This window comes from Rathayibacter sp. AY1A2 (genome assembly GCF_002930935.1).
In the GTDB taxonomy this organism is placed as follows: domain Bacteria; phylum Actinomycetota; class Actinomycetes; order Actinomycetales; family Microbacteriaceae; genus Rathayibacter.
Map to the genome: position 1 here is coordinate 262,768 of NZ_PSTP01000002.1, position 18,651 is coordinate 281,418.

An 18,651-nucleotide genomic window follows, 5' to 3' on the forward strand; every position below is an offset into this window, starting at 1 on the left:
GTGCAGATCGCCGCTTCGACTGGGGCTCTGCACCATCGATGACTCTGTCCGAGTGCGAATGACGGGGGTCCGTGTCACCCTGACTGCATGGGTTAACTCCCGGCCGGCGCTGGGCTCTGCCTCTCCCCTTCGTCTCTTCCCAGCCGGTGCAGCACTGACGGGATCGGGCAGGCTCGCCTGGCTAGCGCTACCGAGGGGTGGGTGCTTGCATGGCCCTCATGTCGACCCCATTCACGCCTCAGCCCTCCTCGCCCCGCGCGGAACCGCACGACAGCGCGATTTCAGGGCGGCTGAACTGGTTGCGAGCGGGCGTGCTCGGCGCGAACGACGGCATCGTCTCGGTCGCCGCTCTCGTCGTGGGTGTCGCCGGAGCGACGACCGCCACGGCACCGATCCTGACGGCGGGCGTCGCAGGGGTCGTCGGCGGTGCGATCTCGATGGCGCTCGGCGAGTACGTGTCGGTGAGCAGCCAGAGCGACAGCCAGCGCGCACTGATCGCGAAGGAGCGGGTCGAGCTGGCCGAGGATCCCGACGGGGAGCTCGAAGAACTCGCCTGGCTCTATCGAGCGCGTGGCCTGACCCCGGAGACAGCGCATCAGGTCGCCCGCGAGCTGACCGAGAACGACGCTCTGACCGCACATCTGGAAGCGGAGCTCGGATTGAACGAGGAAGCGGTCGCCAGCCCGCTCGCCGCCGCCGGCGCCTCGGCGCTGGCTTTCCTCCTGGGAGCCGTGCTGCCGCTGCTGGCGATCCTGCTCCCTCCGCCGGACTGGAGGGTTCCGGTGACCTTCGCCGTGGTGCTGATCGCCCTCGCCGCGACCGGATACATCAGCGCACGGGTCGGCGGCAGCCCGGCTCTGCGCCCGATGATCCGCATCGTCGTCGGCGGCGCTCTGGCCCTCGCGGCGACGTTCCTGATCGGCCTGCTGCTCGGCACGTCCGGCGCAGTCTGATGTCCCGGATCCTCGTCGTCGAGGACGACCCGCAGATGGGTGCCCTCGTCGAGCGGGGACTGCGGGAGGACGGCTACGACGTGCAGCTCGTCGACAACGGCGTCGACGCGCTGATCGCCTTCACCGCGGGAGACGTCGATGTCGCCGTCGTCGACGTGATGCTGCCAGGGATGACCGGGTTCGAGGTCTGCCGACGGATGCGGGAGTCGGGCAGCACCGTCCCGGTCGTGCTGATCACGGCGCGGGACGCCGTCGAGGACCGGATCTTCGGGCTGGACTCGGGCGCCGACGACTACGTCACCAAGCCGTTCCACTTCGGCGAGCTGAGCGCCCGGATCCGCGCACAGATCCGGCGCCGAGCCAGCGGCCCGCAGCCAGTGGTCCAGATCGGAGCGCTGCGCCTGGATGCCCTGTCCGTGCGCGCGACGGTCCGAGAGCGTCCCTTCGCGCTGAGTGTCAAGGAGCTCACGCTGCTGCGCTTCTTCGCCGTGCATCTCGATGAGGTACTGACCCGGACGGAGATCCTCGCCGAAGTGTGGGGGTCTACGGAGACGTTCGAGCCGACCCTCGTGGATCAGTACGTCAGCTACCTCCGCAAGAAGCTCGCCATCGCCGACACAGGCCTCCGGATCACGACCGTCCGCGGCGCCGGATACCGGCTGGAGCGCGCCGAGTGAGGCTGCTGCGCTCCCTGTCGATCCGCTCCCGGATCACCCTCGGCAGCCTCCTCGTCGCGCTGATCGGGGTCGGCGTGATCACCCTCGTGCTGCACGGGCAGGTCCGCAGCATCGTCGTCGCGTCCGAGGTGACCGTCGCCGAGGGCGACCTCGCCCCGTATCTCGCCGATCTGGGATCGGACCCGACCGAGACCCCCGACCCTCCGGCCGAGGGGATCCTGATCTTCGCGCGCGCTCCCGGCGGAGCGGTCCCCGTCGATACGATGCCGCACGACGTCCACGAGGTTCTGGAGCGCAGCACCGGCAGCGACGGCACCTCGACGGTGATGACCGACGAGGACGTCCGGTTCACGATCGTCTCCCGGACCCTGGACACGAGTGCGGGCACGTGGGAGCTGTGGGCGGCTCGCAGCGGCGCCGGCAGCGACCTGACCGTCGCGGCCCTGGACCGGACGCTGCTCGTCAGCGCCGCGGCCCTCGTGATCCTGTCCGCCCTCGCCGCATGGCTGCTCACCGGCGCCGCCCTGCGTCCGGTCGAGCGGATGCGCCGCACCGCCGCGTCGCTCGGCGACCGGCACGGCGGCGAGCTTCCCGTAGGCCCGGCGACTGATGAGCTGTCGGATCTGGCGGAGACGTTGAACGCGTTCATCGCTCGGACGCGGGACACCGCCGATCGGGAGCGGCAGATGGTGTCCGCGGCAAGCCACGAGATCCGCACGCCGCTGGCAGTCGTCATCACCCAGCTCGAACTCGCGCACCGGCACTTCGGCGACGCGGACGCCCTCGAAGAAGAGATCCGCGCCGCCGAGGGGTCCCTCGCCCGCCTGTCCCGCCTGGCGACGAACCTCCTGGAGCTCTCCCAGCTGGACGCCGCCCCGCCCGTCACCGCGCGCGCGACGGCGAGCGAGCTGGAGACCGAGCTGATGGACTCCGTCGACCGGCTGAGGACGATCACCGGCGGCACCGGCCCCGACATCGAGCTCGATACCGCGATCGAGCGCGCCGACGCGCCCTACCCGCTCTCGGTGAGCGCGTTCTCGCGGATCCTCGACAATCTCGGCGCGAATGCGATCGCCGCAACACCTCCTGCCGGACGCATCACCCTCCTCCTCGAGCAGCACGATTCCACCCTCGAGCTGAGCGTCCGGGACACTGGGCACGGCATCCCGGAGGAGTTCGTGCCGCACGCGTTCGAGCGCTTCTCTCGACCCGACGAGGCGCGCACCAGCCGCGACGGCGGCAGCGGGCTCGGGCTCGCCCTCGTCGCAGCTCTCGTTGACACCGCGGACGGATCGGTCACCATCGAGAACTGTCGACCCGCCGGAGTGAGGGTGACGGTCGTGCTGCCCGAGCGGTGACATGTGATACCTCGAACACGAATCGGGCTCCGGCGGGGAATCGGCACGCATCCCTCATAGTCGACACCAAGACTCCCCCGCGACGGTAGGAGCGCGCCCCCGGAAACCCGAGGTCGGCGCATGCGACACCGACCGGAGGGCGCCGCCGTGAGCACCACGATCCGACCGACCAACGCACCCGCACCCCACGCGCCGACCACGCTGCGGCGGTCGCAGGCCGACCGCGAGCGATCCCTGCGTCGGCGCCTGCGTTCCGCGGACGCGCTCGTCACCGCCGGCTGGGTCTCGGTCGCCCTCGCCATCGCGCTCTACCTCGCAGCCGGCGGGCCCGCGGAGGCCACCGATATCGCCGGAGCTCTCACGGCCGCAGGGATCGTCGCCGGCCTCGTCGGCACCGACCTGATCCTGGTCATGCTCGTCCTCGCCGCCCGGATCCCCTGGATCGATCGCACCTTCGGCCAGGACACCGCGATGGCGCTGCACCGTCGCCTCGGCAAGCCCGCCCTGTCTCTGATCCTCGGGCACGGTGCCCTGCTCACCGTCGGCTACGCCCTCACCGACGGGCTGACGCTGTGGAACGAGACACTCGCTCTGTACTCCGGCGCCGACATGCTCCTGGCGCTGCTCGGCAGCACCCTGCTGGTGCTCGTCGTCGTCACCTCCCTCGTCGCCGTGCGCCGCCGCTTCGCGTACGAGGCGTGGCACGCGATCCACCTCCTCAGCTACGCGGCGGTCCTCGTCGCCGTCCCCCACCAGCTCTCCGCCGGCCAGGTCCTCGCCGAGAGCACCCCGCAGCGCGTCTACTGGCTCGCCCTCTACGTCCTGGCGTTCGGAGCGATCGCCAGGTTCCGGTTCGCGGTGCCGGTCCTCACGACGCTGCGGCACCGGATCCGGGTCGAGGCCGTCGAGACGATCGCCCCCGGCGTCTTCTCGCTCCACCTCTCCGGCCGCGACCTCTCCCGCCTCGGCGTGATCGGCGGGCAGTACGCGATCTGGCGGTTCTGGAGCCGCGGCACCTGGTGGCATGCGCACCCGATCTCCTTCTCCGCCGTCCCGACCGACACCCGCGCTCGGATCACCGTCCGCGCACTCGGAGCCGGGACCGACCGTCTCGCACGACTGCGCCCCGGGACCGCGGTCTCGATCGAGGGGCCCTACGGGATCTTCACCGACGTCGCCCGCACCGCCCCGCGGCTCGCGATCATCGCCGCCGGCATCGGCATCACCCCCGCCCGAGCGCTCCTCGAGCACGGCGGCCTCCGACCCGGCGAGGCCACCGTCCTGCTGCGCGCCACCGACGACTCCCAGACCTACCTCTGGGACGAGACTCGGACACTGGTCCGCAGCAGCCGCGGCGCGCTGTTCGGGATGATCGGCCGGCGGCCCGCAGGGCTGGCGACGTGGATGTCCGCCGAGTCCGTCGCCCGAGGTGTGACGATCACCTCGGCACTGCCGGGCCTGCTCGAATCCGACCTGTTCGTCTGCGGTCCCACCGCCTGGACCGACCTCGTCGTCCGCGACGCGCGAGCGGCAGGCCTGCCCGACCGGCAGATCCACGTGGAGAGGTTCGACTGGTGAGAACACGAGCAGCAGTCGCCAGCGTCCTCGCCTCCCTCGCCGTCCTCGTCGGCGGCTGGCAGATGGGATCCGCCGGCGCCACCGGTTCCCCGCTCGCCACCGGAACGAGCGCCACCACGGCCACGGACCCGACATCCCCCGCGGCGACCACGCCGACCTCGGCCGGCGCCCCCGCCTCGACGACGCCCTCCGCCGGCGCGCCCACCGACCCGTCGGCCGGTACGAGCTCGACGGCCACTGCGAGCCCGTCCGCCTCGGCCGACGGCACGTGGACCGGCTCATCTGTTCCGACTCGCTTCGACGCTGTGCAGGTCGCGATCACCGTCGCCGGCGGGCAGATCACCGACGTCACGGCCGTGCACCTCACGGACAAGGACGGCCGGTCCGTGTCGATCTCGCACCGGGCCGCGCCGATCCTGCGTCAAGAAGTCCTCGCCGCCCAGTCCGCGAACGTGCAGGCGGTCAGCGGAGCGACCTACACCAGCGACGGGTACCTCACCTCCCTGCAGTCGGCGATCGACCAGGCCGGACTCTGACCGTGCACACGTTCACGACGATGGGCACCGTCGTCAGCCTGCGCGCCGCCGACGACACCCCGGTCGGCGACGTCGAAGCCGTCTTCGCCGACGCCGACGCCCGCTTCAGCCTGTACCGGCCGGAGTCGGAGGCGTCCCGGATCGCCCGCGGCGAGCTCGCGCTGACGGCCGCGTCCGAGCAGATGCGGACCGCCTACACCGAATCGCTGCACTGGCGAACGGCGACGGACGGCGCCTTCACCCCGCACCGGCCCGACGGGGTCATCGACCTCGCCGGAACCATCAAGGCGACCACCATGGCGCGCGCGGCCCGGCTGCTCGGAGACGGCGAGTGGCTCCTCGACGTCGGTGGCGACGTCCTCACCTCGCCCTTCGGCAGCTGGAGGGTCGGGATCGTGGATCCCGACGACCGGCAGGCACTGCTCTGCGTCGTCCCGCTCGGCGACGGGCGCCGCGCGATCGCCACCTCCGGGACGGCTGAACGCGGAGAGCACGTCTGGCGCCGACCTGCCGAGCCCGGTGACGTCCCCTTCGTGCAGGTGTCCGTGATCGCCGAGGACATCGTCACCGCCGACGTCCTCGCGACCGCGATCCTCGCCGGCGGCGTCGGGACGCTCGACACCGTCACCGACCGCTTCGACGTCGACGTCCTCACCATCGACGCCGCCGGTGCCCTTCTCGTGACCGACCGGCTCCGCCGCCTGATCGCACCGGCGAGCCGGCACACGTCCTGACTCCGCTCGGTCGGCTCCTCGCATATCGGCGGTGAAGCGGGGAGTCGGCTCGGAGGACGGGCGAGTGATCGTTCGAGGGCTCACACGAACACGTCCAACGGCAGAGCGCGCAGGGCGGGGCGCGTTAGCGTCACGAGGACAGCCCCCCTCTCGACCGAAGGCGCCCCCGATGAACGACTGGCAGATCAACGGCCTCCCCCTCCACCCGCTCCTCGTGCACGCCGTCGTGGTTCTGCTCCCCCTCGCCGCACTGATGCTCATCCTCGGCAGCCTCTGGCCGGCCGCCCGCCGCAAGTTCGGGATCCTCACCCCGATCATCGCCCTCGCCGCGCTGATCGCCGTCCCGCTCACCACGCAGGCCGGAGAAGCGCTCGAACGACAGACGGAGCCGTCCGCGATCCTCGAGAAGCACACCGAGCTCGGCGACCACCTGCTCCCCTGGGCTGCCGGCCTGTTCCTCGTCGCCCTGGTCCAGTGGCTCTGGTTCCGCCGCACGCGACGAACCGAGGACCGAGCCGCCACCACCCGCCGCCCCCTCGTCGGAATCGTGCTCGCCGTCGCAGCGATCGCCATCTCCGTCGGAGCGACCATCGACGTGATCCGCATCGGCGACTCCGGCGCACAAGCCGTCTGGTCCGACTCCACCTCGAGCACCAGCACCGATCAGGCACCCGCGCCCGACAGCGACGACGACTGACCCACCCGCTCTCGGGCACTGCCCTCTCCGGCTGACACCGCCCCCTCTTCGCAGGAGGATGGTGTGAGTGCCTCAGCACTCGACGCCATCTGCGAGGTCCTCGGCTGCCAGGTGGGCGACATCCTGACTCACGTGCCGGACGACGTCGGGAGCAGTACGGATCGGCTCGGTGACCGAGCGGCCCGCTGACACGTCGCACCTCGGTGGTCGACTGGTCACCGCGGGCGTCGTCCAGCTGGTGGCCGTCGTCGCGCTCAATGTGCTGGGGCCGATCGTGCCCGTCTGAAGGATCTCCGGCCCGAGCGCTCAGGGTCCACTGCGGTCCCCGATCTGTCGCCTCTGCTCTGCTGGGCGATCGCCGCGGCGGTGTTCCTCGTCTGGGCCTGGTCGACGGCGTGGCCGGCCGGCCCGGAACGCACCCGCGACCTCGCCCGCCACGAGGACCGGTCCCGGAAGCTGGTCGACTCGCTCATCATCGCCGCCACCTTCTTCAGCCTCGTCCTCGTGGTCGTCGCACTCCTCCGCAGCCAGCAGAAGGACCCCGTCGGATCCGCGGCCGCGATCCTCGCGGTCGTCGGGGTCGTCGCGGCCTGGGCGCTCGTCAACACCGTCTACGCCTTCAAGTACGCGCGCATGTACTACCTCGACGACCGCCACCGCTTCGACTTCGACCAGGACGAGGAACTGTCCTACAGCGACTTCGCCTACACCGCGTTCTCGATCGGGATGGCCTACAGCGCGAGCAGCATCACCCAGTCCTCCACCCCCTCACGCCGCGTAGCCCTGGCCCACGCCCTGCTGTCCTACTTCTTCGGCACCTTCGTCGTCGCCGTCGCCATCAACCGGATCACCGGCCTCACCCAGGGAGGGTGAGGAGCGCCGCACATCCTCAGGCAGGCGTGTCGGAGCTCGATACTGAGGTCATGGCATCACCGCTCGTCTCCGACGTCGCTCACTCCGGTCTCACCGTGGCCGACCTCGACGACGCGCTGGTGCTGTGGTGCTCCGGTCTCGGGTTCGTGCTCGAGCGCACCTTCACGCTCGACGCCGACGTCACGGCGGCGACCACGGGCGTCCGTGGAGCCGTGATCCGCGCAGCGACGGTGACCCTCGGCCCCCACCGGGTGGAGCTGCTGCAGTACGACCCGCCCCGACAGCTCGAGTCCGCCGGCTCGCCCGCGCAGGTCGGCACGGTGCACATCGCGCTCACGGTCTCGGACCTCGATCGTGTCCTCGAACTCTGCGCTGGACACGGCTGGAGACCGGTCGGGACACCTCACCGGATGACCGGTGGCGCCCGAGCCGGCACGCGCATCATCTACCTCGAAGGTGCCCTCGGCGGATTCCTCGAACTGATCGCGCCCCCGCAGCTCCCGTAGGCCGCGTCGGCCGATCGCGTCGAGGGCCCGATCTCAGCCCGCCAACCTCGCCATCCACTCCTCCACCGCGTCGGGCGTGCGCGGCATCGCCGCCGAGAGCAGGATCGACGACGTCTCCGTGACCACGAGGTCGTCCTCGATCCGGATGCCCAGGCCCCGCAGCTCGGCGGGGACCGTCAGGTCGCCCGGCTGGAAGTAGAGGCCCGGCTCCACGGTGAGCGTGTGGCCGGCCGCGAGCACTCCGCCGAGGTACGTCTCGTGCGGAGCGTGGTTGCAGTCGTGCACGTCCATCCCCAGCATGTGCCCGGCGCGGGAGATGCTCCACCGGCGGTGGTACGACGCGGACGGGGCCATGGCCTCGTCGACGGAGCAGCGGATCAGGCCGAGGTCGATCAGCCCTTCGGTGAGGGCTCGCCCGCACGCGTCCTGGTAGTCCTGGAAGCGCACTCCCGCGCGCAGGGAGTCGATGCCGGCCTGCTGCGCGCGCAGCACGATCGAGTACACGTCCCGCTGCAGCGGGGTGAACTCCCCGCTGACCGGGAAGGTGCGGGTGATATCGGCGGCGTAGAGCGAGGGCAGCTCGACGCCCATGTCCATCAGGACGAGGTCGCCGTCGACGAGGGGCCCGGTGTTCCGCGTGTAGTGCAGGGTCGTGGCGTGCGCTCCCGAGGCGACGACCGATCCGTAGGCCGGCCCCTGCCCCTCGACCAGGGCGCGGCGGGCGAAGGTGCCCTCGAGGTAGCGCTCGCCGCGCGGCATCGCGCGGGCGACCTGCCACGCCTCGAGGCAGTCGTCGAAGCCCCGCGCCGTGCCGTCGACGGCGAGCTGCAGCCGTCCGATCTCCCAGTCGTTCTTGATGAGGCGCAGCTCGTCGAGCGTCCCCTTGAGCACGAGGTGCGGTCCGAGCTCCGGCCCGCAGATGCTCCGCACCAGCTCGTCGACGCTCTCGTCGAGGGTGGGCAGGACGCGGATGCGCCGGGCCCGCCGCGCGGCCCGCTCCACGTCGCGGGTGAAGTCGGCCAGCGGCCGGGTCTCGATGCCCAGCGCCGCCTGCGTCTCGGCGAGCGACGGCCGCGGCCCGACCCAGAGGTCGCCGAGCGCGTCGTTCTGCCAGAACTCGTCGCCGTCGCGGCCGGAGGGAGCACGCAGGTACAGGATCGAGCCGGCCTCCCCTCCCGTCGTGTCGACGACGAGCACGCTCTCGGCGACTCCGTTGCCCGTCAGCCACACGTGGTCGGTGCCCGGGCGGAAGCGGTGGTCGCTGTCGTTCGAGCGCACCCGCGGCAGGCCGGAGGGGATGATCAGCAGCTCGGCGGGCAGCGCCTGCGCCAGTCGCGACCGGCGCTCCGCGGTGTAGGCGAGCACCGGCTCGTCGGGGTCGATCACCGGCTCCGGATCGGCCCAGCCGGCGGTCATGAACGCGCCGTCCCCGGGGAGCGGACTGCGGTTCACGGCCCTCGGCATGCTCCAGAGAGCGGACTCCTCGGCCCGGGCCTCCTCCACCGCGCTCACGCGCCCGTCCGCTCCAGCGCGTCGGGCAGCTCCTCGAGCCAGGCCGCCCGGTCGGCGTCGAGCGGGGCCAGCGGCAGCCGCCCCAGGCCGTCCGGCAGCGGGATCGCCGCGAGCAGCGCTCGCGTGTACGGGTGCAGCGGGCTCTGCCACACCGTCTCGGTGTCCCCCGACTCCACGACCCGGCCGCGGTACATCACGAGCACCCGGTCGGCGATGCGCCGGACCACCGAGAGGTCGTGCGAGATGAACAGCATGCCCGCGCCGGCCTCGACGCTGAGCGAGCGCATCAGCGCGGCGACGCTCGTCTGGGTCGAGGCGTCGAGGGCCGAGATCGGCTCGTCGGCCACGAGCATCCGCGGCCGCGCCGCCAGTGCCCGCGCGATGGCGATGCGCTGCTTCTGGCCGCCGGAGAACTCGTGCGGGAACCGGCTCGCCATCGCCGGGTCGAGCCCGACGCGGCGCAGCCAGTCGGCCGGATCCGAGCCCTCGGCGCCCCGGGCGAGCGCCGCCCGGACGCCGTCGCCGATCTGCTCGCCGATGCGGCGACGGGGGTTCAGCGAGGAGTTCGGGTCCTGGAAGACCATCTGCACTCCGGTCATCGCCGGACTGCGCCGACGGAGTCCGAGCGCGGGCACGTCGACGCCGTTCAGGCGAACATCGCCGCCGCGGCGCTTCTCGATGCCGACCACCGCGCGCGCGAGGCTCGACTTTCCGCAGCCGCTCTCGCCGACCAGCGCCACGACCTCGCCGGCCGCCACCCGGAAGCCGACCCCGTCGACGGCACGCAGCGGCGGTCGCCGCCCGTACTCGACCACGATGCCATCGGCCTCGAGAACCGCTCCCGCGCTCATCGCGCACCCCTCTCGACGTCGCCTGCCGTGGCCGCGCCCGGATCGTCCGCGGCGGCGGCCCTCTCGTGCCCCTCGACGAGCTCGGCGACCAGCTCCTCCGGGCTCTCCTCGAAGCTCGAGCCGGGCAGAGCCGCGAGCAGCGCCCGCGTGTACTCGTCCTCGGGTGCGGTGAACAGCCGCTCGCGCGGAGCCGACTCCACGACGAGCCCCTGGCGCATCACCGTCACCTCGTCGGCCACGGCGCTCATCACGCCGAGGTCATGGGTGACGAGCAGGATGCTCAGCCCGCCGTCGTCGACCAGCTCCCGCAGCAGCTGCAGCACTCCGGCCTGCACGGTCACGTCGAGCGCGGTCGTCGGCTCGTCGGCCAGCAGCACGGAGGGCTCGCACGCGAGAGCCACCGCGATCGCGATGCGCTGCCGCTGACCGCCGGAGAACTGGTGGGGGTAGCGCCCGAGGGAGGCCCGGGCGTCCGGGACCCGCACCCGCTCGAGCAGGGCCTCGGCCCTGGACCGCGCGGCCTCCTTGCCGAGACCGAGGTGGTGGCGCAGGTGGTCGGTGAGCTGGCGGCCCACGGTGAGCTGCGGGTGCAGGCTCGTCGACGGGTCCTGGAAGACCATGGCGACCCGGCGTCCGCGCACCGCGCCGAGCACCTGCCGGGACGCGCCGACGAGCTCCGTCGTGCCGTCGCCGGTGTCGTCGGCGAGGCGGATGCTCCCGCTGGCCGTCATCGATCCGGGCAGCAGTCCGAGCACCGCCAGGGCGGTCATGGTCTTGCCCGAGCCCGACTCGCCGGCGAGACCGTGGATGCCGCCGCGGCGCAGCGCCAGATCGATGCCGTCCACGACGGCGTGGCTGCGGGTGCGGATGCGCAGCCCGCTGATGGTCAGTGCGTCGCTCACAGCGTGGCGCCTCCTCCGCGGATCGTCTGCGACCGCGGGTCCAGGGCGTCGCGCAGGGCGTCGCCGACGAAGTTGAACGCGATGACGACGGTGAGGATGGCCAGGCCCGGGAAGACGCCGATCCACCACGCGTCGAAGTTCTGGATGGCGTCCGACACCATCGAGCCCCACTCGGCGGTCGGCGGCTTCGCGCCGAGCCCGAGGAACGACAGGCCCGACAGCAGGAGGATGGCCGTGCCGATGTCCAGGCTCGCGAGGACGAGCACCGGGCCGACGATGTTGGGCGCGATGTCGCGGACGAGGGAGCGCAGCGGCGAGAAGCCGAGCAGCTGTCCGGACACGACGTAGTTCGACGAGCGGAGGCCGAGCACGAGACCGCGGGTCAGCCGGGCGTAGGACGGCCACGACACGATCAGCGCCGCGAGCACCGCGTTCAGGAGCGAGGCTCCGAGCGCGGCCGCGATCACCATCGCCAGGATGACCGTGGGGAACGCCATCACGAGGTCGGTGATGCGCATCGCGACCTCGTCGACCGCACGGCCGAGGAATCCGGCGACGGATCCGACGATCGCGCCGATCAGCACCGACATCACGACGAGCAGCAGGGCGAGCGGGATCGTGACCCGGGCACCCCAGATCACCCGCGAGAACACGTCCCGGCCGAGCGCGTCGGTCCCCATCAGCGTGCCCTCGCCGGGCGCCTGGAGGAGGGGCAGGTCCTGCGCGAGCGGATCGTGCGGGGCGATGACGGGGGCGAGCACGGCGATGAGGATCCAGAGCACGCCGACGGCGGCGCCGAGGAGTCCGAGCGGCGCCGACCAGCGACCCAGGCGCAGGCGGGGGCGGCGCAGGCGGAGGCCGGGGGCGGCGACCGGGTCGAGCACTCCGGCACCGACGCCGTCGCGCGGACCGGCCGGAGCGCCGTCGCGCGGGTCGGACCGGGTGGTTCGCGGATCCGTCACGAGGCCAGCCTCACTCTCGGGTCGAGCACGCCGTACAGCAGGTCGACGATCAGGTTCACGAGCAGGTACATCACGCCGATGAGCAGGCCGACGCCCATGATGCCGCGCAGGTCGAGGTGCGACGCGGCCTGGTAGGCGTAGGAGCCGATCCCGGGCCAGCCGAAGACCGCCTCGACGAGCACGGTGCCGCTGAGCAGGCTGCCGAAGGCGAGGCCCACGACGGTGAGGATCGGGATGCTCGCCCCGCGCAGCACGTAGGAGAAGGTGACCGCGCGGTTCGGCAACCCCTTCGCGCGGGCGGCCCGCACGTAGTCCTGGTCGAGGATCTCGAGCACCGCGGTGCGCACGAACCGGGTCAGCAGGCCCACCGTGTAGAGCGTCAGGACGAGGACGGGGAGGAAGAGGTGCGACGCCGCGTCGAGGAAGGTGTCGAGCTGGCCGGCGAGCAGGGCGTCGACCGTGTAGAGGCCCGTCACCGTCGGCGGCGTGGTGAAGTCGCTGCTCAGCCGGCCGGATCCCGGCGCGATCCGGAGCTGGAAGTAGAGGACGTAGTAGAGGACCAGCGCGAGCCAGAAGGTCGGCACGCTGAGGCCGGCCAGCGACACGACGCGCAGAACGTGGTCGGAGGCCCTGCCGCGCCGGTAGGCGGCGACGGTGCCGAACAGCACGCCGATGATCACGCTGAGCACGATGGCGCCGAAGGCGATCTCGAGGGTGGCCGGCAGCGCCTTCGCCAGGTCGGCGACCACCGGGTTGTGCGTGGTGGTGGAGACGCCGAGGTCGCCGTGCAGCAGGTTGCCGAGATAGGTGAAGTACTGCACGACGAGCGGCTGGTCGAGACCGTACTGGGCGCGGAACTGCGCGACGATCTCCGGATCCTCCGCAGCGCGCTGGCCGAGGGCGGCCGCCACGGGGTCGCCCGGCACGAGGTTGGTCAGGATGAAGGTGACGAGGGTCACGCCCACCACCAGCAGCAGCGAGGTGAGCACGCGGCGGAGCGCGTAGCGGAGGAACGGGTGGGCCGCCCGGCCCCCGCGCTGACGCGGGGTCCGGACGGCCGTCGTGGTGGTGGACACGGACTACTGCGCGGCGAGGGCCGCGATGTCGATGGTCCACACCGCGTTGTAGACGACACCCGAGACGTCCTTCGCCGCGGCGATGTTGTTGCCGGGCTGGAGCAGCGGGATGAAGGGGCCGTCGGCGTTCAGCGCGGTCTGCAGCTCCTCGAAGCGCGACTGGCGCTCGTCGTCGCTGCCGCCGGTGGCCGCGGCGTCGGCCAGCGCCGAGATCGCGGGGGCCGCACCGTCGGTCCAGCCGGAGCGGAGGCCCACGACGTCGCCCGGGGTGAAGACGAGGTAGTCGCTCGGGTCCGGGTAGTCCGGGCCCCAGTACCAGAGGCCCATGGTCTCGGTGCCGTTGCGGTAGGCGTCGAGCTCGGTGGCGACGGGGGCCGGTGCGAGCTCGACGGTGATGCCGGCGTCCTTCAGCTGCGACTGGATGCGCTGCGCGATGGTCGGGAAGTCGATGCCGTTCAGGCTGATGTCGCTCGGGAAGTTGAGCGTCACGGACTCGCCGGCGTAGCCGCTCTTCGCGAGGTCCGCCTTCGCGGCGTCGAGGTCCTGGGTGAGCGCGCCGCTCTCGGGCAGGGCGCCGAGCAGCATGCTCGGGATGACGCCGGACGCCTGGGCGGTGCCGTTGCCGGCGATCGAGACGAGGTCGTCGTAGTCGACGGCCTCCTTCACGGCCTTCACGAAGTCGGGGTTCGACGTGATCGCCGAGACGCTCGGGTTCTGGTTGAGCAGCAGGAAGATCACGTTCGCCGACGGGTCGCTGGTCACCGCGACCGAGTCGCCGAGCGCCTCCGCCTGAGTGCCCGAGAGGTCCAGCGCCACATCGGCGCTGCCGCCCTCGACGTTGATCTTCTGGGTCGCACCCTCGACGTTCTGGATGACGACGCGGCCGTAGCCCGGGGCGTCGCCGTCGTAGTTCTCGTTCGCGGTCAGCACGACCTGCGAGGCGAGGTCGAGCGTGTCGAGCACGTACGGGCCGGAGCCGGCGGAGGTGGTGTTGAGGAACGTCTCGGCGGTGTCGGTCTCGTCGGTGGTGCCGCCGTTCTCCTTCACGACCTTCGAGTTCAGGATGCCGAGCGCCGGGTTCGCCAGGATCGCCGGCAGGGCGGGCGTGGGGTTCTCGGTGGTCAGCACCACCGTCGTGTCGTCCTTCTTCGTGACGGTGACGCCGTCGAGGAGGAACGAGGGGTTGCCCTTGAGGCCGATCACGCGCTGCAGCGAGAACACCACGTCGTCGGCGGTCATCGCGGTGCCGTCCGAGAAGGTGTGCTCGCCGTTCAGGGTGAGGGTGAAGGTCTTCGCGTCGTCGGACTGCTCGAGGCTCGCGAGGCCGTCGACGACCTGCGAGACGTCGCCGCCCTCGAAGGTGAGGAGGGTCTCGTAGAGCGCCTTGTCGACCATCTGGCCGGTCGGCTCGTACATGCGGCCCGGGTCGGCGGTCTTGAGGTCGAACGCCTTGTTGATGGTGAGCGTCGCGCTGCTGCCGTCGGCGGTGTCGACGCGGCCCGAGGAGCAGCCCGCCACCAGAAGGGCGAGGGAGACCGCCGCAGCGGCGATCACCACTCGCGTCGGGGCGGAGCGCGGGGTGCGGGTGGAGCGGACAACCATGGAGGCCTCCTGGCGAGGGTTCGGCTGGACGTGTTGCGAAACGATGGCACATCGCGACGCACTCCGTTTCCAGAGGGCCGCTATCGTGGACGAACTGCCGCCCGCAGCGACGAAGGAGTGGATTATGTCGATCACCGATCCGGCCGCCGGTGCGGTCGCTGGACAAAGCGCGGGCGGGCTCGACGACCTCAATCTGCGCATCCTCGCCGTCCTGCGCGAGAACGGGCGCATCTCGATGTCCGCCTTGGCCGAGCGGGTGAACGTCTCGCGGGCGAGCGTCTACAACCGGGTCGAGCAGCTGACCGCATCCGGCGTCATCACCGGATTCTCGGCCCTGGTCGATCCGGGGAAGGTGGGGCTCGACGTCTGCGCCCTGGTGTTCGTGACGGTGCATCCGCAGTCGTGGCACCGGTTCCGCGAGGGCATCCTCCAGATGCCCGACGTCGAGTACTGCTGCATCACGACCGGCGAGCACGACGCGATGCTCCTGGTCCGCTCGCTCGACATCGGCGGCGTGCACGACTTCGTCACCGGCGTGGTCGCGGCCCGGCCCGAGGTGAAGTCGGTGGTCTCGGTCGTCGTGCTCGACGAGGTGGTGCGCAAGGCCTACCTGCTGCCCTCCGACATCCCCGACCGCTCCGGATCGACGAACCGGCTCGGCATGACGCGGTTCACCACCGCGGGGAACGGCCGCGACGCGGCGCGTTGAGCGTCAGACCTCGACGCAGATGCTGACGTGGTCGTCGCCGTCGATCTCGAACTCCTCGACGAGCCGCAGCAGGCCCTCGCCGTCGAGCTCGACGCGGCTGCCGCCGGTGCCGCTGACCACGGTCCCGCCGTCGATCAGCTGGTGCACGAACGAGACCTGCAGGGCGTCACCCGTGCGCGTGCCCACGAACCGGCCGAAGGTCACGGTGTCGCCGACGTAGTCGCCCCACACCACTCCGTCGCGCTCGGAGTAGTGGAACCGCGACGGCGACTCCGGGTCGACCGCGCTGTTGGTAGAGGAGGTCATCACGAACTCGCGGCCGTCGAGACTGGGGGCGGTGGTGGCGTCGTTCACGTCATGGAGTATGCCGGAGAGGTCGAGGTGTCCTGGCCGCACGCCGGTTTCGTCTCGTTCTTCGGGTCCGCGACCCCCGGGGCTGGACGAAAGTGCCATCTGCGGGTCTCTCGACGGTCCATTCGTCTGCGATCCTCCGCCGCCCGTCCCGATCCACCGAGCGACTCCGGGATCGGACGGACGATCTCCGCGGACAGGCGGCGGCGAGGCGTCCGGACTTCCCTTGCCGCCTCGATACTCCATCGACTCGTCCGTGATCGGAAACTTTCCCGTACTCTCAGGACCCGTACGGGAAATGAACCGGGGGCTCATTCGCATCCGGTTCGAATTCGACATCTTGGGGGCGCAATGGATCCGCAGCAATCGGTGAACAGTGATCGCGCCGTGTGCGCCCACGCGAGGAGCGGCGGATGACCGGGTCGAGTGCGACCGGCGCCGTGGTGAAGCGCCCCGAGTCGCGGGAGTGGATCGACTTCGCCAAGGGCGTCGCGATCAGTCTCGTCGTGCTCTACCACTCGTCGTTGTTCCTGGGATTCTTCGGCCTCGAGGGGTACGTTCCGAAGCTCCGCACTGTGCTGCTCTACTTCCCCATGCCCGTGTTCTTCTTCATCGCGGGCCTCACGGCCGCCCGGATGCTGACGTGGACGTTCGCCGAGCTGTGGCGCCGCCGGGTCCTCGCGCTGGTGTACCTCTATCTGCTGTGGTCGTTCATCCGGGTCGTCTTCTACCTCATCGTCCCGTTCTCACGGTCGGAGGCCACCTCACCGACGGACCCGCTCAACGTGCTGGTGCTCCCCATCCTGCCGTCGAGCAGCTACTGGTTCATCTGGGCTCTCGCGATCTTCAGCATCCTCGCCTGGGCGATCCGCAAGGTGCCCCGGTGGATCCAGCTCTCTGTGGCCGGGCTGCTGTCCGTCGCGTCCACGACCACGGGCCTGCTGGACACCGACAACATCGGCTGGGACCGGGTGCTCCAGAACTTCATCTTCTTCCTCGTGGCGATGTTCATCCCCCGCACGTTCTACCGCTTCGCCGCCCGCGTGAAGGTCTGGCAGGCGCTCGCGCTCGCAGTGTCCTACATCGGCATCATCGCGGTGATCGTCGCCTTCGACGCCAACCGCATTCCGGGCGTCATCCTGATCGCCAGTTCGGTCGCGATCGTCCTGGGCATCGCCGGCTCCCAGTACCTCGTCAAGGTCCGCGCACTGAAGATCTTCGTCACCATGGGGCAGCAGAGCTTCCAGATCTATCTCCTGCACCTCTTCGTGATCGCTGTCGTCGTCGCGTTCGTCCCCCTGCTCGGCGAGACGAATGTCCCGACCGGCCCGGCGACGGTCTTCCCGTTCGCCCTGACGGTGTTCTCCCTCTGGGCGTCGCTGTTCCTCTTCCAGTCGCTGCGGCGCTTCTCCTGGTTGTGGGTGAGCCCGTTCAGCACCGGCAAGTCCCAGAAGAAGCGCCTCGCCGCCAAGGAGGCGAGATCGGCCGCGGTCCAGCCCACCGCGGTCGAGTCCGCAGCTCCTGTCGCCCCGGCCGATGAGCCCGCTGACGCGGGGACTGCGGGCAGACCGGAGAAGGACTGACCGGCGAGCACCTCCCGGGTGACTCCCCGGGCGACCCTTCTGCAGGCCCGAGTCGTCTCGGGCGCTGGTGAGTCCGCCTCAGACCGGGCCGGCCCGCGCTGCTCGGTCTCGGGTGAGCCGAGGGAGCAGTCGGACGAGGACGACCATGCCGACGAGTTCCACGAGGGTCTGCGTGACGACGACGACGGGCGCGAGCGACAGCGGTGCCGGGAGCGCGAGTGCGAGGGGCAGCACGACGAGCGAGTTGCGAGTCGCGCCGCTGAACACGAGGGCGCGCGTCGCGGGCACGTCGAGTCGGAAGACGCGTCCAGCACCCAGCCCCAGAGCGGTCATGACCACGAGGAATCCCGCGTAGAGCGGGACGAGAACGAGAAGCCGGCCGGCCGAGGCGCCCACGGCGCCGGACTGGGAGGCGACGACGGCGAAGAGCGTGGCCGTCATGAGCGGCACCATGAGCCCGAGCATCGTGGACTCGACGATCCGGCCGGACACGTGTCGGCGCGCCAGGGCCTGCACCAGCCCGGCCGCGGACAGCGGCACCACGATCAGCAGCAGGAACGCCCGCGCGAACGGACCGGCGTCGACCACCGCCACCCCCGCAGGACCGATGAAGAGCACCAGATACACGGGGAGGGGAGGATCTGCGCGAGCATCAGCAGCGGTGCGGCGGCGAGCAGCCGGTCGGACGCCCCTCCGGCGAGCCCGGCGAACACGATCACGTAGTCGATGCACGGCGTCAGGAGCACCAGGAGGACCCCGAACAGCAGCACCGGAGTGTCGGCGACGAATCGGGACAGCCCGTAGGCGACGAGCGGCACGACGACGAAGTTCAGCACCCCGACCGCGGCGAGGAAGCGGCCGTCGCGCAGAGACCGTCCGATCGCGGCGAACGGGACACCGAGGAACGTGGCGAACAGCAGCAGCGCGAGCACCGGTTCGATCGCGACCTCGAGGTGGTGCGCGGCGGGCAGCAGCAGTCCGAGAGCGGCGCCGGCGGCGATCGCGGCGAGGTAGAGCGGGATCTGGCGGTGCTCGAGCCAGGCGACGAGCGCTCTCACGACAGCAGGTCGGCGAGAAGGAGGGGCACGGGTGCAACGGTAGAGGCTCGCCGCCCGGCTCACCGACGTGGCCGAGACCACCCGCGAACCGCCGGCGCTGACCTGATCGCGCGTCGAGCGGAAGCACCGCCGC

At 71.1% G+C, this 18,651-nt stretch carries 19 protein-coding genes and 1 pseudogene; 12 read left to right on the forward strand and 8 right to left on the reverse strand.

Annotated features, from left to right (window positions below; all coding sequences use genetic code 11):
• Positions 1–218: 218 nt before the first annotated feature.
• The 10 genes from C5B93_RS03650 (at position 219) to C5B93_RS03695 (ending at position 7,912) form a co-directional block, all read left to right on the forward strand.
• Entirely contained in the window at positions 219–953 is a 735-nt protein-coding gene (locus C5B93_RS03650; protein WP_258063407.1) for a VIT1/CCC1 transporter family protein, read from the forward strand.
• On the forward strand, positions 953–1,630 hold the full coding sequence (locus C5B93_RS03655) for a response regulator transcription factor (protein WP_104291802.1): 678 nt from the start codon (positions 953–955) through the stop codon (positions 1,628–1,630). The genes C5B93_RS03650 and C5B93_RS03655 overlap by 1 nt, the downstream gene beginning before the upstream one ends.
• Entirely contained in the window at positions 1,627–2,988 is a 1,362-nt protein-coding gene (locus C5B93_RS03660; RefSeq protein WP_104257597.1) for a cell wall metabolism sensor histidine kinase WalK, read from the forward strand. Before C5B93_RS03655 ends, C5B93_RS03660 begins: the two co-directional genes overlap by 4 nt.
• Before the next feature lie 147 nt (positions 2,989–3,135).
• Positions 3,136–4,566 carry a ferredoxin reductase family protein gene (locus tag C5B93_RS03665; RefSeq protein WP_258062910.1) on the forward strand — a complete coding sequence of 477 codons (1,431 nt, stop codon included), beginning with the start codon at positions 3,136–3,138 and terminating at the stop codon, positions 4,564–4,566.
• Positions 4,563–5,102, forward strand: a complete 540-nt coding sequence (locus C5B93_RS03670) for an FMN-binding protein (protein ID WP_258062909.1) — start codon at positions 4,563–4,565, stop codon at positions 5,100–5,102. The genes C5B93_RS03665 and C5B93_RS03670 overlap by 4 nt, the downstream gene beginning before the upstream one ends.
• A gap of 2 nt (positions 5,103–5,104) precedes the next feature.
• Positions 5,105–5,836, forward strand: coding sequence for an FAD:protein FMN transferase (locus tag C5B93_RS03675; protein ID WP_258062908.1), 732 nt, complete (start codon positions 5,105–5,107; stop codon positions 5,834–5,836).
• A 169-nt stretch (positions 5,837–6,005) separates the two neighbouring features.
• Complete coding sequence (locus C5B93_RS03680) at positions 6,006–6,533, forward strand: DUF2231 domain-containing protein (RefSeq protein ID WP_104226519.1); 528 nt, start codon at positions 6,006–6,008, stop codon at positions 6,531–6,533.
• A gap of 63 nt (positions 6,534–6,596) precedes the next feature.
• Positions 6,597–6,722: a helix-turn-helix transcriptional regulator gene (locus C5B93_RS17855; RefSeq protein ID WP_181065426.1), complete on the forward strand. Its 126-nt coding sequence runs from the start codon at positions 6,597–6,599 to the stop codon at positions 6,720–6,722.
• 150 nt (positions 6,723–6,872) lie between these two features.
• Complete coding sequence (locus C5B93_RS03690) at positions 6,873–7,406, forward strand: DUF1345 domain-containing protein (protein WP_258062911.1); 534 nt, start codon at positions 6,873–6,875, stop codon at positions 7,404–7,406.
• A gap of 50 nt (positions 7,407–7,456) precedes the next feature.
• Entirely contained in the window at positions 7,457–7,912 is a 456-nt protein-coding gene (locus C5B93_RS03695; RefSeq protein WP_104295720.1) for a VOC family protein, read from the forward strand.
• Positions 7,913–7,945: 33 nt separating this feature from the next.
• On the opposite strand, the gene C5B93_RS03700 is transcribed toward C5B93_RS03695, so the two are convergent.
• Genes C5B93_RS03700 through C5B93_RS03725 form a run of 6 tightly spaced genes read right to left on the reverse strand, consistent with a single transcriptional unit; the run spans position 7,946 to position 14,817 of the window.
• A complete protein-coding gene (locus tag C5B93_RS03700) occupies positions 7,946–9,424 on the reverse strand; it encodes an aminopeptidase P family protein (RefSeq protein ID WP_219814017.1) in 1,479 nt (492 codons plus the stop codon).
• A complete protein-coding gene (locus tag C5B93_RS03705; protein ID WP_104223255.1) occupies positions 9,421–10,275 on the reverse strand; it encodes an ATP-binding cassette domain-containing protein in 855 nt (284 codons plus the stop codon). Before C5B93_RS03705 ends, C5B93_RS03700 begins: the two co-directional genes overlap by 4 nt.
• The gene (locus C5B93_RS03710; protein WP_104223256.1) at positions 10,272–11,177 is read right to left on the reverse strand and encodes an ABC transporter ATP-binding protein; all 906 of its coding nucleotides are present in this window, start codon (positions 11,175–11,177) and stop codon (positions 10,272–10,274) included. The genes C5B93_RS03705 and C5B93_RS03710 overlap by 4 nt, the downstream gene beginning before the upstream one ends.
• Entirely contained in the window at positions 11,174–12,139 is a 966-nt protein-coding gene (locus C5B93_RS03715; protein ID WP_258063303.1) for an ABC transporter permease, read from the reverse strand. The genes C5B93_RS03710 and C5B93_RS03715 overlap by 4 nt, the downstream gene beginning before the upstream one ends.
• Complete coding sequence (locus C5B93_RS03720) at positions 12,136–13,215, reverse strand: ABC transporter permease (RefSeq protein ID WP_104223257.1); 1,080 nt, start codon at positions 13,213–13,215, stop codon at positions 12,136–12,138. The genes C5B93_RS03715 and C5B93_RS03720 overlap by 4 nt, the downstream gene beginning before the upstream one ends.
• 3 nt (positions 13,216–13,218) lie before the next feature.
• Positions 13,219–14,817 (reverse strand): ABC transporter substrate-binding protein, encoded by a 1,599-nt coding sequence (locus C5B93_RS03725; protein WP_104291804.1) that lies wholly within the window; start codon positions 14,815–14,817, stop codon positions 13,219–13,221.
• A 124-nt stretch (positions 14,818–14,941) separates the two neighbouring features.
• Here C5B93_RS03725 and C5B93_RS03730 point away from each other — a divergent pair, with 124 nt between their 5' ends.
• Complete coding sequence (locus C5B93_RS03730) at positions 14,942–15,526, forward strand: Lrp/AsnC family transcriptional regulator (RefSeq protein ID WP_104223259.1); 585 nt, start codon at positions 14,942–14,944, stop codon at positions 15,524–15,526.
• A gap of 3 nt (positions 15,527–15,529) precedes the next feature.
• Here C5B93_RS03730 and C5B93_RS03735 read toward each other — a convergent pair whose 3' ends face one another.
• Entirely contained in the window at positions 15,530–15,880 is a 351-nt protein-coding gene (locus C5B93_RS03735) for a hypothetical protein (RefSeq protein ID WP_258060307.1), read from the reverse strand.
• A 410-nt stretch (positions 15,881–16,290) separates the two neighbouring features.
• On the opposite strand from C5B93_RS03735, the gene C5B93_RS03740 reads away from it, so the two are divergent.
• The gene (locus C5B93_RS03740; RefSeq protein WP_104291805.1) at positions 16,291–17,460 is read left to right on the forward strand and encodes an acyltransferase family protein; all 1,170 of its coding nucleotides are present in this window, start codon (positions 16,291–16,293) and stop codon (positions 17,458–17,460) included.
• A 78-nt stretch (positions 17,461–17,538) separates the two neighbouring features.
• Here the strand turns inward: C5B93_RS03740 and C5B93_RS03745 are convergent.
• Positions 17,539–18,518: pseudogene (locus C5B93_RS03745) on the reverse strand (arsenic resistance protein).
• Between the last annotated feature and the right edge of the window lie 133 nt (positions 18,519–18,651).

What these genes read in the sequence shown, in the direction of transcription:
- C5B93_RS03650 (WP_258063407.1), top strand. Translation starts at nt 219, where the DNA reads ATGTCGACCCCATTCACGCCTCAGCCCTCCTCGCCCCGCGCGGAACCG.
- C5B93_RS03655 (WP_104291802.1), top strand. Translation starts at nt 953, where the DNA reads ATGTCCCGGATCCTCGTCGTCGAGGACGACCCGCAGATGGGTGCCCTC.
- C5B93_RS03680 (WP_104226519.1), top strand. Translation starts at nt 6,006, where the DNA reads ATGAACGACTGGCAGATCAACGGCCTCCCCCTCCACCCGCTCCTCGTG.
- C5B93_RS03695 (WP_104295720.1), top strand. Translation starts at nt 7,457, where the DNA reads ATGGCATCACCGCTCGTCTCCGACGTCGCTCACTCCGGTCTCACCGTG.
- C5B93_RS03705 (WP_104223255.1), bottom strand. Translation starts at nt 10,275, where the DNA reads ATGAGCGCGGGAGCGGTTCTCGAGGCCGATGGCATCGTGGTCGAGTAC.
- C5B93_RS03725 (WP_104291804.1), bottom strand. Translation starts at nt 14,817, where the DNA reads ATGGTTGTCCGCTCCACCCGCACCCCGCGCTCCGCCCCGACGCGAGTG.
- C5B93_RS03730 (WP_104223259.1), top strand. Translation starts at nt 14,942, where the DNA reads ATGTCGATCACCGATCCGGCCGCCGGTGCGGTCGCTGGACAAAGCGCG.
- C5B93_RS03740 (WP_104291805.1), top strand. Translation starts at nt 16,291, where the DNA reads ATGACCGGGTCGAGTGCGACCGGCGCCGTGGTGAAGCGCCCCGAGTCG.